The sequence below is a fragment of the Jatrophihabitans sp. genome, from assembly GCF_046262535.1.
Taxonomy (GTDB): Bacteria; Actinomycetota; Actinomycetes; order Mycobacteriales; family Jatrophihabitantaceae; genus Jatrophihabitans.
This window is the reverse complement of sequence record NZ_JBHEMO010000120.1, coordinates 1-12,767: the sequence shown is the minus strand read 5'-3', so window position 1 is coordinate 12,767 and position 12,767 is coordinate 1. Positions and strand designations below refer to the sequence as shown.

At 68.9% G+C, this 12,767-nt stretch carries 8 protein-coding genes and 1 pseudogene; 6 read left to right on the top strand and 3 right to left on the bottom strand.

Annotated features, from left to right (window positions below; translation table 11 throughout):
- On the bottom strand, window positions 1-944 hold a 944-nt coding region (locus ABR571_RS16300), incomplete at its 3' end, for an adenylate/guanylate cyclase domain-containing protein (RefSeq protein WP_409454261.1).
- Window positions 945-1,073: 129 nt separating this feature from the next.
- On the opposite strand from ABR571_RS16300, the gene ABR571_RS16295 reads away from it, so the two are divergent.
- On the top strand, window positions 1,074-2,804 hold the full coding sequence (locus ABR571_RS16295) for a nuclear transport factor 2 family protein (RefSeq protein ID WP_409454260.1): 1,731 nt from the start codon (window positions 1,074-1,076) through the stop codon (window positions 2,802-2,804).
- Window positions 2,805-3,370: 566 nt separating this feature from the next.
- On the opposite strand, the gene ABR571_RS16290 is transcribed toward ABR571_RS16295, so the two are convergent.
- Both ABR571_RS16290 and yidD read right to left on the bottom strand, forming a co-directional pair.
- Window positions 3,371-4,402, bottom strand: a complete 1,032-nt coding sequence (locus tag ABR571_RS16290; protein ID WP_409454259.1) for a hypothetical protein — start codon at window positions 4,400-4,402, stop codon at window positions 3,371-3,373.
- 277 nt (window positions 4,403-4,679) lie between these two features.
- Window positions 4,680-5,012 (bottom strand): membrane protein insertion efficiency factor YidD, encoded by a 333-nt coding sequence (yidD, locus tag ABR571_RS16285; RefSeq protein ID WP_409454262.1) that lies wholly within the window; start codon window positions 5,010-5,012, stop codon window positions 4,680-4,682.
- 406 nt (window positions 5,013-5,418) lie between these two features.
- On the opposite strand from yidD, the gene ABR571_RS16280 reads away from it, so the two are divergent.
- The 5 genes and pseudogenes from ABR571_RS16280 to ABR571_RS16260 form a co-directional block, all read left to right on the top strand.
- Window positions 5,419-7,506, top strand: a complete 2,088-nt coding sequence (locus tag ABR571_RS16280) for an alpha/beta hydrolase family protein (protein WP_409454258.1) — start codon at window positions 5,419-5,421, stop codon at window positions 7,504-7,506.
- A 101-nt stretch (window positions 7,507-7,607) separates the two neighbouring features.
- The gene (locus ABR571_RS16275; protein ID WP_409454257.1) at window positions 7,608-8,021 is read left to right on the top strand and encodes an EamA family transporter; all 414 of its coding nucleotides are present in this window, start codon (window positions 7,608-7,610) and stop codon (window positions 8,019-8,021) included.
- A 155-nt stretch (window positions 8,022-8,176) separates the two neighbouring features.
- Entirely contained in the window at window positions 8,177-11,488 is a 3,312-nt protein-coding gene (gene fdh / locus ABR571_RS16270; protein WP_409454256.1) for a formate dehydrogenase, read from the top strand.
- A complete protein-coding gene (locus tag ABR571_RS16265; RefSeq protein WP_409454255.1) occupies window positions 11,485-12,510 on the top strand; it encodes a 4Fe-4S dicluster domain-containing protein in 1,026 nt (341 codons plus the stop codon). The genes fdh and ABR571_RS16265 overlap by 4 nt, the downstream gene beginning before the upstream one ends.
- Window positions 12,507-12,767, top strand: a pseudogene (locus ABR571_RS16260) (nitrite reductase); the annotation flags it as partial. The gene ABR571_RS16265 and the pseudogene ABR571_RS16260, both read left to right, overlap by 4 nt.

Sequence of the window (12,767 nt, the reverse complement as noted above, 5' to 3'; positions counted from 1 at the left end):
TTGTCCAGCAAAAGCAGGGCCGTGCGCTCGCGCAGGTGCGCGTGCAGGGCTTCGCCCATCGTCTGCTCGGGCGACTCGCGCACCCCGACGGTCGTGGCGACCGCCGGCTCGACGAGCCCGACGTCGGCGACGGCGGCCAGGTCGACCAGCCACACCCCGTGCGGATACCGGTCGCGCAGGCCGCGGGCTGCGGCGATGGCGAGACGGGTCTTACCGCTGCCCCCAGGACCGGTCAGGGTGACGACCCGGGAGGCCTCGAGGTCGCGGTGCACGAGCTCGATCTCCGCCTCGCGCCCCACCAGGGGGGTCACGTCGCCGGGCAGGTTGGTCGGGACATCGATGGTGCGCAGCGGCCGGTCGTCCTCGGCGGCGCCCGGCACGACGAGCCGGAAGAGCGGCGCCGGCTCTTCGAAGTCCTTGACCGCCCGCAAGCCGTCGAGGACCACCTCCACGTCAGCCAAGCCCGCAACTTCCGACAGCGGTGTCGGCAGCGACTCCACGAGCGGGGCCGAGAGCACGATCTGGCCGCCGTTGGCGGCGGTGGCGATGCGCGCTGCGTAGTTCACGTCGATGCCGACGTAGTCCTCGGGGTCGGTCGGTGCGATCCGGGCCCGCAGCCGGCCCTCCCCCAGGTGGATCCCCATCCGCACGCGGATCGTCAGACCCCCGTCCCAGGCCTCTGCGGCGACGGCGCGCTGCGCTTCCGCGGCGGCGACCACGGCCTGCTCGGCGCTGGGGAACGACGCGAAGAACGCATCGCCTTCGGTCTTGACGACCGATCCGCCCTGACCTTCGATCGCCGCGCGGAGCAGTTCGTCGTGGCGCCCGACCACATCGGCCCACATCGCCGATCCGACCCCGCGTTCGGACTTGGTCGAGCCCTCGATATCCGTGAACAGAAAAGCGACACCGGATCCGGTGGCCAAGCCCATGCGCGGGATCATGTCACGCAAACTGCGACCGCGCAGATCGTCGCGACCGCGCTCGAGCGCGGCCCGAGTTGTGCCCGGGCGGCCGGACGACCAAGATCGGCGATTGACCCCGTCGGCACCCACCGCGGAGAGGGGGATCGGTTGCACGGCAGCCCGCAGGCGTTGGACGCCCTCGCGCGGACGCGAGCTGCGCGCGGCGATGCCGAGGCGACAGGGGAGCTGCTGGACTGGCTCCGCGTCGAGCTCTCGACCTGGAACGCCGAGCTTCTGGCCGGACGGCGAACGGCCGCCGCATTCGGCGCGGAACTGCAGGCGAAACTCGAACACCTTCCGTCCCCGCTCGACTGTTCGCTACCAGAGTGCCGCCGGCTGCTTGTCATGCTCGGAATGGTCGGCTCGTCATTGGAGCGGCACAGCCAGGAGGCCGGAGCCGCACCGGGCGCGGCGCTGCGTCCGCTGCGTGCCGGCGCCACGTCGTTTCGCCGGTACGTCGCGACGCTGGCCTCGCGCGCGGGTGGCCCTCCGCGCGATTCTTTCCTGTCCTACGTGCTGTGGAACATGCCACCGGTGGCGGTGTACGTGCCCGGCGAGCCACAGGCGGCACTCATGCTTCCCGGGGCCTTCGGCTCCGACCCGCCGATCACGTTCTCGGGCACCGTCGCGGAGGAGATGTTCCTGACGCTGCTCAAGCGGTGTGCCGCTCTCGAGGAGATCGCAAACGAGGATCTCCTTCCCATCTGCGACGGCGAGCTTGCCCCAGACGATCCCTCCGCGCTGGCGCGAGTGGATCGGTCCTCTCTGTTGCTTCGGTCGGTACGGGCCGAAATGCGCATCTTCATGGGGCGCCCGGAGTTCACGGCCGAGTTCATGCTCGACGAGTTGCGCCAGTACGCCTGTCCTTGGGACGACCTGGACGCGTACAACGCTCCCAGCGGCGGCCACGACACGGCATTCATCGTCCGCGACAACCTGCTGGGCATCGCCATCCCCGGCTACGACACACATGTGCTGGAGCAGTTCGACGTCCTTGATGACGCCGGGCAGCGGGACGTACTGCGTTCGCTGACGACCGTGTCAATCGCCGCACGGTTGGCTGCTGCCGTGGGTCGGGACGGGTTTCGCGAGCTCGAGTCGGCCGATGCCGAAGCGCTCTTGGCGACCAATCCATGGCTGGTTCATTACGTACGTCTGTATCAGGCAAACGCTGCGCTCGACGCCACGCACTGGGCGATGATCATGAAATACATGATCAAGCCGATGCGGCAGCGCGACTACGACGCCATCGTGGTGTCCAACCACGCGGGGACGACGCACATGTGGATGGACACGCTCAAGGCGTACATGGACGCGCGCAACGATCATCCCTTGCTCGGGCTCAAGGACGCTGTCCGCGCCGGCGAAGGTCTTGGTCTCGGGACGGCCGGACAGGACGTCATTGCCGTCGGGCCAGCCGATCCGGAAGCCTCGAGCGCCGGCGGTTCCGACGCCGAGGTGCGCGCGGTGTACGAGATGGCCGCGCTCCACAACTCGGATGACATCGACGGCACGCGGCGCTTTTACACCGCGGACGTCGCGTGGCACGTGCAGGGCAACAATCCCTCGAGCGGAACCCGCGCCGGCATCGACGCATTGATCGAGTACTTCAAGGCCACACAAGCGGCCACCGGCGGGACGCTCCGTCTTCACCCGCAGACGGTGGCGGTGACCGGCGATCTCGTCGGGGTGTTGATGCGGGTAACCGCTCGGCGGGACGACGGTCGGTACATGGACACGCTGCTGGCGCAGGCCCTACGGCTCGCACCCGACGGGCGGTGGTGCGAGTACCGGGCTGTCGCGGACGATCAAGAAGCCGTAGACGCCTTCTGGGCTTGAACGGGGTAGCCCCGAAAATCGCGTCAAATCGGAACCGAGAAAGGCGCGGACAGCGCGTTCGGGGCGTTGTCGAAGAAGGCGCCGGGATCTACGACCCACCGGCGACCTCGCGAAGGCACCGGACGACACCCCCTGGCCTGACCCGCTGGTTGCTGGCCCCGGCGGCTGGGCATCACCTGGTATGAGCACATCACCCGGCGACACCGAGTCCGCGAAGCAAGCCCAGGCGGACGCAGACACTATGGGCATGACCGAGGACGACGAGCGCGAGGCGCGCGAACAAGCCGACACGACAGGCGAGCCGCAGCGTGACGCCCTCGGCAACGAGGACGGGGCGAGCTAGTGAGGGCCGACCACGACGACCGCGGCCGACAAGACGTTCAGCACGACACGCAACCGGAGCCGGCCCAGACGGACAACCCGACTGGCGAAGACCAGGCTGCGGCCAACGCCGAGGACGAGCCCGCCGGCTGACTGCGCGCTCGTCCTCTGCGGTCCCTCTCCTCCGATCTTGAGGAGAAGAAGGAGTCGGGCCGGCCGCACACCGCGGCCGGCCTCGAGTTCGCTCAGACGCTCGCCGCGTTCTTCTTGCGCGTGGCCGCAGCCTTCACCGCAGCAGTGTGTCGCGTGTGCGCCGCCTGGTCCTTGGCGGCTGCGTTCTTCTTCCTCGTGGCGGCGCCCTTCTTCGCCGTTGCCTCGCGCTTTGCCTCCGCCGCGGCCGCGGCGGCCTTCCGCGTTGCGGCGGCTTTCGTGGCCGCTGCCTTCCGGGTCGCCGCGGCCTGCTCGGCCGCCGCCTTGCGGGTGGCGGCGGCCTTCTTGGCTGCGGCTCGGCGTGTCGCCGTCTCAGCGGCGGCGGCGCGGTAGGCGGGGGTGGTGCTGATCGGAGCTTCGGCGGCCGGCGTCTTGCGCACCGTTGTCCGGTGCGCGGGCACCTTGTTGGCCGGCGTCATCCGAACCGGCGTCGAGGTCGTGGCCGCGGCTTCCCGCTTGGCCTGGGCCAAGGCGCGGGCACGGACCTTCTGGGCCGCCGAGGTGACCCCGTTGGCGGCGTTCTCGAGCCGGCTGTCGACGTCGCGGATGGCGCGGACGAGAACTGGATCGTGACGCAGGTCGGCGGCGACCTGCTCGCCCCGGACGGTCAATTTCTCGTAGGCGTCCTTGGCCTCGCCGGCTCGGCCTTGGGTCGAATCCTTGACCCGCGTTGCCGTGGCGGCCGGGGTGACCTTGCGGAGTGAACCGACGACGTCGACGCTGCGGTCGGTCAACTCGCCGACGGCCGACGCGATCTTCTCTTGAGTCTGGGCGGCGAGATCGGCGGCGAGGTTGACGCGTGCCTTGGTGGTGTCGACGAGCTTCGCTGCCGTGTGCTTTGCCTGAACCGGCAATTCCGCGCGTTGCCGGGTCACGGTCGCGACTATGACGTCGCCGGCACCCATGGTGGCGTAGGCCTGGCGGCGGGCCAGCGCGATCGCGTTGCGGGTGAGGTCCCGCGTCCCGGCCGGCAGCGCCGCGACCCGGCCCGACACGCTGCCCACCGTGGACTTGCTTTGCTCGAGGGTGGCGCCCACGGAAGTACGGGCGCGGTTCAAAATCGACATATTTTCTCCTTGACTGATTCAGTGCTAGGGCGCGCAGTGGTCGCGACGTGGGCCGCTCGGCGCTTCGCCACTTCGCTCTCTGTGCGAGGGCTGGGTTGTGACGATCTACCGGGTCGTACCCCTGAGCTTGCAATTGCAAGCACCTGCGGACGGCAGAGTGGCCGGTCACACAATGCGGTCAGTTTGTCGCGGTGGCGATCTTCGCGCGGGATCTGCACCAGGGGCGACGTGGCGATGTCGACCGACTCGTCGTCAGCCGGCCCGTCCGGCATCGATGTCAGCCCCTCGGCGGCACGGGATCCCAACCTCCGGGCCGGCCGGGGCGGCAGCGAAGTAGACGCCGACCAGCGAGCCAGGAACCGCCGACCACGCCGTGTGTCTGCAGCGCCTCGGCCGCATAGTGTGAGCAGGTCGGGGTGTAGCGACAACACGCCCGTCGCCGGGGGCTGATCTGCGATTGATAGGTGGCGATCGCGGCGAGGAGGAATCCGCGCCCCCGCGCCTCCTTGTCCAGGGACGTCCGGCTTCGACGTAGGACGTTGGGCGCGACCAACAACAGCTGCGGACCGCAGCCGAGCGACTCAGCCAGGCAGCAGCCTCCCTCGAGCATCAGCATGTCGCGCAGGCATGAACCGCCCCCGCCGCCGAAACCCCCGTACGGTCGGCCGAAGCCGCGCCTGCGGTACGGGGGTCCGTATCCAGGGTCGTACTGCCCGCCATACCGGGGGTCGTAGTTCGGGTCGTACCGGCTGTCCCTACGGCGACGCGATCGCCACCCAGCGATGAAGACCATGTGCGACGACCCCCGGAAGCGAGACGCGACGGACGCGCGCCGTCGGGGCAGCGGTACCCGATTCCTACCGCCGGTAAAACGTGCGCACTCCGTGGATTGAGCACCGCGGGAGTTGACCAGACAAGCCGGACGGACGGGACACCATTCGCCATGAACGCAGCGTAATTCGCAAAGCGGACAAGGCGATCAGTTCTTCGGGCAGCGGTTAGAGCACCCCGCCGGGATGGGCATCGAGGTCCCAGACACCACCGACTTCTACGAGGCGCTCATGCATCGGAACCCGACCATCCGCCGCGCATTCGCCATCGCCGGCAGCGCCGGCGTACTGCTCACCGGCGCGGTCGTCGCCTCCACGCCCAGTGCGGCCGTCGCCCCCAGCCAAGCCCCGGCTCCCTTGAGCCTGCCGTGCGCGGCTTATCCCGGCGACGACACGATCTGCTCGGGCGAGGTGCACAGCTTCGACGGTTCACCACTGGATGTGGACGTCACCGTGCCGGACGCCGGCACGGGCACGACGCATCCGCTGATGGTCATGTTCCACGGGTTCGGCAACAACAAGCACGAGTGGGAATCGACCACCGACGACGGGGACGGCGCCGACAAGTACCACTGGAACAGCCATTGGTTCGCCGAGCACGGCTATTACGTCCTCACCTACACCGCCCGAGGCTTCACCGACCAGGGCACCACCCGTCCCGACGAGCCGAACACGCCCGCCGGCACCGACCCGACATGCCACCCGCCGACGGTGCCCTCGGGCAGCTCGCCCGCCGGATCGGACTGCGCGCCGAGCGGCACGATCCGGGTCAAGAACAAAGACGTCGAGATCCGCGACAGCCAGTACCTCGCAGCACTCACCGCCGCCGCCTTCCCCGATGTCGACCCCAACCGCGTCGCCGTGTCCGGGGGCTCGTATGGCGGCGGGGAGAGCTGGCTCCAGGCGGCCGACCCGATGTGGACCTTCCCGCACAGCGTCGACCCGACCCTGCCCGTCCTGCAACTGCAGGTCGCAATCCCTAAGTACGGCTGGACCGACCTCGCGTACTCGCTCGTCCCCAACGGGCACCCCGGCTTCCTGCCGGGCGACCCCACCTACTCGTCCTCGCAGGGCGCGCCGGACGCGCACGGCGCCGGCAACCCGGTCGGCGCCGCGAAGGCCAGCTACATCGCCGGGCTGTACGCGCTGGGAACGACGACCGGAACGTTCGAGGAGGGAACGTCGCCGACACCGGTGAAGCCCGCGCCGTGCACTGCGCCCGAGACGTTCACGACGTGGCTGGACCGGGTGGCCGCCGGCGACCCGTACGACGCGGCCGGTGTCGACGACCCGGTGGTCGCGCAGATCCGGCAGGACTTCAGCGACTGCCATTCCGCGTACTACCAGCCGGGGTGGCGGGCGCAGCAAATCGCCGGGCACGAGACAGCGGTGTTCTCCATCCAGGGCTGGACCGACGACCTGTTCGAAGCGGTCGAATCGTTTCGGATGTTCAAGTACCTCAAGACCCTCGACCCACTGTGGCCGGTCGCAGTCGGGGTCGCGGACGTCGGACACTCGCGGGCGCAGAACAAGCCCGCAACCTGGCAGTGGCTGAACAACCAAGCCGACCAGTTCTTGTTCGCGCAAATCGGGGGCAGCCACCAGCAACAGACGACGGTGTTCAGCGAGCCGACGCTGTGTCCCAACAACCCCGACACCCCAAATCTGGCCGCGGCGCAGCAACTGACGGCGTCGACCCCTGAGGGCCTGGCGAACGGAACGCTCAACGTTGTCGGTCCGGCAGGCTCCACCGTCAACCCGCTGTCGGCCACCGACCCCGACGGGCTCGCTACCGACGCTGTGGTACCCAGCCGATTGCCCTCAGAGATCTATCCGGAACCGGCGTGCCGGGTGTCCACGACACCGAGCTCCCCGGGCCGCTACACCGCGATCTCCGCCCCCCTCACACAAGCGAAGATCTACGTCGGGCTCGGCTCGGTGCAGGTGCCGTACACGCTGGTAGGGGCGAACACGGCGACGCTCAACGCGCGAGTCTGGGTGCTTCCGGCCGCGGGCGGTCCCGCATTGCTCGTAACGCGTGGGACGTACCGCATCGACGCGCCGGCATACGACAGCTTGACGGGCACGTTGCGGCTGCCGCTGTACGGCAACCACTGGCAGTTCGCCGTCGGCGACAAGATCCGCTTCGACCTGACGCAGGTGGATGCGCCCACCTACCGACCCGGCAACCAGCCAAGCACGATCACCTTCGGGCCGCCGAAGTTGACCCTGCCGACCCGCGATGCCGACACGACGACGCTGCCGGCCGTCTGATCGGGTGACCCGCTGTACCAGGCGGAGGTCACGAGCATGTGGTCGTTCGCCCTGGCGGCGCCGGGTCTGAATTGCCGGATGGAGTGCGGAAAGCTGGGCACATGCCCAGAGCGTCGACCGCGGGCGGGGTGGCAGTCGCCGCCGCCCCGCTGCTCTTCGTCTTGTTGTGGAGCACGGGGTTTGTCGGCGCAAGGTACGGCCTGCCCTATGCCGACCCGTTCACGTTCTTGGCCCTTCGTCTCGGAATAGCCAGCGTGCTTCTAGCCGGGCTGGCGGTGGTGACCCACTCACCGTGGCCCGCCTCCAGCGCGGAGTATCGCCGCGCCGCCACCGTGGGGCTGCTGCTGCACGCCGGCTACCTGGGCGGCGTCTTCTTTGCCATCAGCGAGCGGCTGCCCGCGAGCGTGGCAGCAGTCGTCGTGAGCCTGCAGCCGGTGCTGACCGCCGGCCCTCCGGCCTCTTCTGCCCGGAGCCGCTGCGGGAGACAACGAGCCGTCTGCACCGGCGGGCAATAAACGCGAGTCCGGGTGCTTCCGGCCGCCGGGCAACCAGCCGAGCACGATCATCTTCGGGCCGGTGAAGTTGCGTCCGCCGACCCGCGAGGCGGGCACGCTCGAATGTCCGCCCCCGGTCTGGACAGATCGGGTACCTCAGTGGGTACGGTGCGATCATGGGTCTCGCGAAGGCGTTTCTCGGCTGGCCGGTGGTGCGTCAGCTGACCGGTCCCGACAAGCTGGCCCGCGGAGCTGCCTCGGCGTCCCCACGTACGGCGAAGCACGTCGCGCGGACCGAGACAGCCGACCGCATCGTCAAGAGCGTCTGCCCCTACTGTGCGGTGGGCTGCGGCCAGCGCATCTATGTCAAGGACGAGAAGGTCGTCCAAATCGAGGGCGATCCGGATTCACCGATCTCCCGCGGCCGGCTCTGCCCCAAGGGCTCGGCCAGCGAGCAACTCGTCAACAACCCCAAGCGGCAGACGACGGTGCTGTACCGGCGCCCCTACGCCACCGACTGGGAACCGCTGGATTACGAGACGGCGACGGACATGATCGCCGAACGCATCATCGACACCCGGCAGCGCACCTGGCAGGAACTCGACGACAAGGGCCGCAAGGTCCGTCGCACATTAGGGATCGCCTCGCTCGGCGGTGCCACGCTCGACAACGAAGAGAACTATCTGATCAAGAAGCTGTTCACCGCCGCCGGCGCCATCCAGATCGAGAACCAGGCCCGAATTTGACACAGTGCCACCGTCCCCAGTTTGGGGGCTTCCTTCGGTCGTGGCGGGGCCACCACCTTCCAGCAGGACCTGGTCAACTCCGACTGCATCGTCATCCAGGGCTCGAACATGGCCGAGTGCCACCCGGTCGGGTTCCAGTGGGTGATGGAGGCGAAGAAGCGCGGCGCGAAGGTCATCCACATCGACCCGCGATTCACCCGCACGTCCGCGGTCGCCGACATGCACGTCCCGCTCCGGGCCGGTAGCGACATCGCCTTCCTCGGCGGCATCGTCAACTACATCCTCCAGAACGAGAAGTTCTTCCGTGAGTACGTCGTCGCATACACGAACGCGCCGACGATCCTGCGCAAGGACTTCCGCGACACCGACGAGCTCGACGGCCTCTTCTCCGGTTACGACCCGGAGACCGGCACCTACGACACGGCCTCATGGCAGTACGAGAACACCGAGGAGCCGGCGGCCGCGGGCCAACGGTCAGCGCCCGAGGACGACGGCGACACTGACAAGGAGCACGAGGGCTCGCAGAAGGACCGCGGCGCGGGACACGAACTCGGCGGCCGCGGCGCGACAATGAGCGGGGGCGGCGACGTCGAGCGGGACGACACGCTGCAGCATCCCCGCTCGGTGTTCCAGACATTGAAGCGGCACTACGCCCGCTACACGCCGGAGATGGTCTCGGCGACGTGCGGTGTCCCGGTCGAGCAGTTCCTCGGGGTCTGCGAGGCGGTCACCGAGAACAGCGGGCGCGAGCGCACGACGTCGTGGGTCTACTCGGTGGGCTGGACGCATCACTCGGTCGGTGTGCAGTACATCCGCGGGTCGGCGATCATCCAATTGCTCCTCGGCAACATGGGACGCCCGGGCGGCGGGATCCTGGCTCTACGCGGTCACGCCTCGATCCAGGGATCCACCGACATCCCCACACTGTTCAACCTGCTGCCCGGTTACCTGCCGATGCCCAAGGCCGGGGAACACGACACGCTCGACGACTATCTCAGGGCGATCACTAGTCCGACCCAGAAGGGTTTCTGGGCCAAGTCCGACGCCTACATGGTCAGCCTGTTGAAGGCCTACTGGGGCGACGCCGCCACGGCCGAGAACGACTTCTGCTTCGACCACCTGCCTCGCCTGACCGGGGACCACGGCACCTACCAGACCGTCATGGACATGCTCGAGGACAAGGTCGAGGGCTACTTCCTGCTCGGTCAGAACCCGTCGGTCGGTTCGGCGCACGGCCGCATGCAACGCCTCGGCATGGCCCACCTCAAGTGGCTAGTGGTCCGCGACCTCAACCTCATCGAGTCGGCGACCTTCTGGAAGGACGGCCCGGAGATCGAGACGGGCGAGCTGCGCACGGAGGACATCGGTACCGAGGTCTTCTTCCTTCCGGCGGCTTCCCACGCCGAGAAGGACGGCTCGTTCACCCAGACCCAGCGGGTTCTGCAGTGGCACAACAAGGCGGTGCAGCCGCCCGGTGATGCGCGTAGCGAGCTGGAGTTCTTCTTCCACCTCGGCCGGAAGTTGCGCGAGAAGGTGGCGGCGTCGAGCGAGTCGCGGGACCGCCCCCTGCAGGATCTCGCCTGGGACTACCCGGTCAACGAGCACGGCGAGCCGTCGGCCGAGGCGGTGCTGCAGGAAATCAACGGCTGGCACCTGAGCGGCGACAAGGCCGGCGAGCACCTGGACACCTATCTCGACATGAAGGCCGACGGGTCGACGAGCGGTGGCTGCTGGATCTACACCGGCGTGTACGCGAAGGGCAAGAACCAGGCCGCTCGGCGCACGCCCGGCTCGGAACAGTCCTGGGTCGCCCCGGACTGGGGCTGGGCCTGGCCGGCGAACCGTCGCATCCTCTACAACCGCGCCGCGGCCGACCCGGAAGGGAAGCCGTGGAGCGAGCGCAAGGCCTACGTGTGGTGGGACGAGGAACAGCAGAAGTGGACGGGCCATGACGTGCCCGATTTCGAGGCGACCAAACCGCCGTCCTACCGGCCCGAGCCCGGTGTCGCCGGCATCGAGGGCATCGCCGGTGACGATCCGTTCATCATGCAGGCCGACGGCAAGGGCTGGCTCTACGCGCCCACCGGGTTGCTCGACGGTCCGATGCCGGCGCACTACGAGCCCGCCGAGTCGCCGGTGCGCAACCAGTTCTACCGGCAGCAGGCCAATCCCACCCGGCAGGTGTTCAAGCGCAAGGACAACCTGCAGAACCCCTCGCCGCCCGAGGCCAACAGCGACGTCTATCCCTACGTGTTCACGACCTACCGGCTGACCGAGCACCACACGGCCGGCGGCATGAGCCGCTGGTTGCCATACCTGTCCGAGCTGCAGCCGGAGTTTTTCTGCGAGGTCTCGCCGGAACTGGCCCGCGAGCGCCGGCTGGAGCACCTCGGGTGGGCCACCATCGTCACCGCCCGCACCGCGATCCAGGCGCGGGTGCTGGTCACCGATCGGATGATGCCGCTGCGCATCGGCGATCAGATCGTGCACCAGGTCGGGCTGCCCTACCACTGGGGAGTGGGCGGCAACGCCTTGGTCAGCGGCGACTCCGCCAACGACCTGTTCGGCGTGACGCTGGATGCCAACGTCCACATCCAGGAGTCCAAGGTGGCGACCTGCGACATCGTGCCCGGCCCGCGACCAACCGGACCGGCGCTGCTGCGCTACGTCGAGGAGTATCGCAGCCGGGCCGGCACGACCATCGAGACCGGCAACACCCGTGAGACCCCGGAGGGTTCATGAGCCAGTTCTCCGGACCCGATCCGCGCGTCGCCGCCAATGCCGGCTGGGAGGATGCGCCGCCGCGCAAGGGCTTCTTCACCGACACCTCCGTCTGCATCGGCTGCAAGGCCTGCGAGGTCGCCTGCAAGGAATGGAACGGCATCCCCGACGACGGGTTCAATCTGCTCGGATCGTCCTATGACAACACCGGCGCCCTCGGGGCCAGCACGTGGCGCCACGTCGCGTTCATCGAGCAGCCGAAGCAGCTGGGCCATCAGGAGCTCGGACTGTCCGGCGTCCCCGCCGGGCCATCGGCGAGCGACGAGCTGAACCGGGCCGGGGACGAGGCGCTCACCGGCGACCGCTCGATGCTGGGCACCGACACGACGAAGGTCAACCTGGGTATGCCGTCGACGACGCTGCCCGGCGCCGAGACCGGAGCCGAGTCACGGACCGAGTTCCGGTGGCTGATGTCCTCGGACGTGTGCAAGCACTGCACGCACGCCGCGTGCCTGGACGTGTGCCCCACCGGTTCGCTGTTCCGCACCGAGTTCGGCACAGTCGTCGTCCAGGACGAGATCTGCAACGGCTGCGGGTACTGCGTGCCGGCCTGCCCCTTCGGCGTCATCGACCGGCGCATCGGTGACCGCTCGACCACCAAGAACGTGGGCATCGCCCAGAAGTGCACCCTCTGCTACGACCGCCTCGGCGCCGGGCACAAGCCCGCGTGCGCCCAGGCGTGCCCGACCGAGTCCATCCAGTTCGGTGATCTCGAGGAGCTCCGGGCCCGGGCCAAGGCCCGGATGGACACCCTGCACGAGGCCGGCGTCCCCGAGGCGCGCCTCTACGGCGAGGATCCCACCGACGGCATCGGGGGCGCCGGGTCGATCTTCCTGCTGCTCGACGAACCCGAGGTGTACGGTCTGCCTCCGGATCCGGTCGTCACGACGAAGGATCTGCCGGCGATGTGGCGCACCGCCGCACTCGCTGCGGTCGGCCTGTTCGCCGGCGCGGTGACCTCGTTCCTGGGTCGTCGGCGATGACCGACACGCGCGCCAGGCGGCGGCGCGGGCGGGGCGGGAGTGGCGACGGCGCACCGGTCGTGCCCGACGTCGAATTCACCTCCTATTACGGCCGGCCGGTCGTCAAGGCATCGCCGTGGGCCAACGACATCCCGGCCTACCTGTTCCTCGGCGGCCTGGCGGCGGGCTCCTCGCTGCTCGGCGCCGGAGCCGATCTCACCGGGCGGCGGGCGCTGCGCCGGACCGGCCGTCTCGGCGCGTTGGTGAGCATCAGCCTG